Below are 2,758 nucleotides of genomic sequence, written 5' to 3'. Positions count from 1 at the left end.
CAACCAGCCTAAGGGCTGGTTCCCTATCCACGAACTTAACCTCCAGATTTGGGGCCAGAGGTAACATTATCCTCTTAACCATTCACTTAATAGAAAAATGAACTAAAAATTAAACATAGTTCACCTTAACTGGTCAAAGCTGGTTCAACAATACTGTACTGGGAACCGTATGCATGGGAGCGGTACTGTTGCTCATTGAGCTGTTCCTGAGTATCTTCTAGTCAATTCATCATAGTCTATATTGCTTAATAGTGGGTCCATTATCCTGTACTCACCCTTAGTGGTCTTCTCTATGAAGCCAAAACTTACCAATGCGTTTAGGGCATTGGTCAACTCCCTATCACCAACCTCCCTACTTAACTTCACTGAGGCCGCGAACTTAATATCCTTCCACCTGTTGGCTACCTTTAGTGATGATAGTATGGCTAGGTATAGTGCCTTATTAACCTTATCCTCAAGGAAGTGCTGAAGCTCACTAACCATGATTTTAGCACCCTCACTCATGGTTAACTTTAAGGCTTCCTCAAAGGGTAAGCCCCTAACCCCATGGTAATTTCCGAACAATGTAAGCCAACCAACGACGCCATCCAACCTGACTACAATTTCATCAAACCTATTGAACAATATCCCCAACTCCTCAAAACCACTCCTCAGGAATTCCCTAGCCAACTCATCACTAAATGGCCTAAGCCTAACTTCAACTGGTGGTCTACCATAGAGTGGGGAGTCTGGACTTGGGTTAAGTAGGGCCCTAGCTACACCTATGTAGGATCCTGTGAATATGAAGGAGACCCTTGGATTGCTTGAGAACACGTTGCCAAGTATCTTCAGGAACTGTCCACTAACCCTGGAAATCTCCTGAACCTCATCTAAACCCAGTACAAGAGGTTCTTTAATAGATAGGAATAGTTCAAGTAGGCTATTGGCAACCTTATAACCTCTGTTAAGTGTCAAACCCACGGAGCCCATCACTAGGTTAAGTGACGCACTTAGCTTAATCGATAGCTTAGATTCGTTAATCCTATTAATCAATACTGCTAAAAGATCTCTAAGCGTGTTAATCCCCCTCATGTTAATGTACAGTACCTTAAACCCCTCGGTGGATAATTCATTCAACGCAACCTTAAGTAGGCTCGTCTTACCAACCCCACGTTGCCCACCTATAATAACCCAGTTACCTGCCTTAACCTGCCTCTTAACGTAGTCGACCTCCCAATCCCTACCGAAAAGCTCCTTCCTAGACTCCTTTGGATGAAGATCGAAGAGCACTGCAGACCCAGCAGTAACTGCAGACTCAGCAGTTAAATGCCTACCGTCTCAGTCAGCAGTCTCCTTAACTTGGGACTTAGTATAAACTACCTTAACACCATTGCATAGTACCTTATACTCAACTAAATCCCTTCTATTCAATTTTAATTTCAGCAATCTATGTTAATTAAATTCCACGTTTGTGCTATTTAGGAGTCTATACTTATTAAATACTTTATACTATATTTAATTTGTTAATGGATATTAAGGCATGGTCATTAATCATTTTAACTAACCAGGTTAAGCTTATTATACCTAGCTGTTTAATTAGTGTTGATGCCTAGATATAGGATTTTGGTTAGTGGTGGGGCTGGATTCATTGGTAGTAACTTCGTTAGATTTTCACGGGATTTAGGCAATGAGGTTTTCGTTTATGATGCCTTTACTTACGCTGGTAGGTACGAGAATTTACCTAAGGATGTTGAGGTCATTAAAGGTGATATTACTGATTACGGCAAGTTAAGGGAAACTGTGGGGAAGATTCACCCTGAGGTTATCGTTAACTTCGCCGCCGAGACTCATGTTGATAGGAGTATAGTGGATCCTGAACCCTTCATTAAGACAAACATACATGGTGTTTACACTATACTGAGGATTGTTAAGGAGTATGGGATTAGGTTAATTCACACCTCTACTGATGAAGTCTATGGTGACATGGAGGGGAAGGAACCTGCTAATGAGGATACAGTATTAAGGCCCAGTAACCCATACTCAGCCACTAAGGTTGCCGGCGATGCATTAATAATGGCGTTTCACAGGACCTACAACATTGAGACCATCATAGTTCGCCCATCCAATAATTACGGCCCCTACCAATACCCTGAAAAACTGATACCAAGGACAATAATTAGGGCTATAAACAACCTGCCAGTCATAGTCCATGGTGATGGATCACAGAGGAGGGATTGGCTATACGTTGAGGACACTTGCAGGGCCATTTTAACGATAATCGATAAGGGTAAACTTGGCGAAGTATACAATGTACCGGGCTTCAATGAGAGGAGTGTCCTTCAGGTTGTTAAAGACGTGTTAAGGCTTCTTAGTAAGCCTGAGGATTTAATACGCTTCACAAGCGATAGGCCGGGCCAGGATAGGAGGTACATTATGAGGGGTGATAAGGTCCTAGCACTGGGCTGGAGGCCATTGGTTAGTTGGGAGGAGGGTTTGAGGAAGACTATTAATTGGTACCTGGAGAATGAGTGGTGGTGGAGGCCATTGCTTAATGATGAATTCTTTAGGAGGGATACGCCGTGGGGTTAAATGCTACATGTTTTCTATAATGTTACCCTCACCTATTATTAACCTGTTGACCCCATTAAATAGCCTTATCCTAGAACCCGGCCCAATTATGCTATCCACCACTCTAGCCCTATTAAGCTCAAGTTCAGCATTATTAAGTATGATGCTCCTACTTATGCTCCCACCATTAATATTTACATTAGCTTCAACA

The 2,758-nt window shown here is 42.4% G+C and carries 2 protein-coding genes and 1 pseudogene; 1 reads left to right on the top strand and 2 read right to left on the bottom strand.

The window, feature by feature from the left end:
- Nucleotides 1–192: 192 nt before the first annotated feature.
- On the bottom strand, nt 193–1,269 hold the full coding sequence (locus Q0C29_RS01165) for an ATP-binding protein (RefSeq protein ID WP_291998829.1): 1,077 nt from the start codon (nt 1,267–1,269) through the stop codon (nt 193–195).
- 315 nt (nt 1,270–1,584) lie between these two features.
- Here Q0C29_RS01165 and rfbB point away from each other — a divergent pair, with 315 nt between their 5' ends.
- Nucleotides 1,585–2,568, top strand: coding sequence for a dTDP-glucose 4,6-dehydratase (gene rfbB / locus Q0C29_RS01160; RefSeq protein WP_291998828.1), 984 nt, complete (start codon nt 1,585–1,587; stop codon nt 2,566–2,568).
- Between the two features lie 3 nt (nt 2,569–2,571).
- Here rfbB and Q0C29_RS01155 read toward each other — a convergent pair.
- Nucleotides 2,572–2,758: pseudogene (locus Q0C29_RS01155) on the bottom strand (glucose-1-phosphate thymidylyltransferase); the annotation flags it as partial.

It is taken from the genome of Caldivirga sp. (assembly GCF_023256255.1).
GTDB lineage: Archaea > Thermoproteota > Thermoprotei > Thermoproteales > Thermocladiaceae > Caldivirga.
The sequence above is the reverse complement of the archived record's forward strand: the minus strand, read 5'-3'. Positions and strand labels throughout refer to the sequence as shown.

Coding starts and splice junctions, on each gene's coding strand:
- rfbB (WP_291998828.1), top strand. CDS start 1,585: ATGCCTAGATATAGGATTTTGGTTAGTGGTGGGGCTGGATTCATTGGT.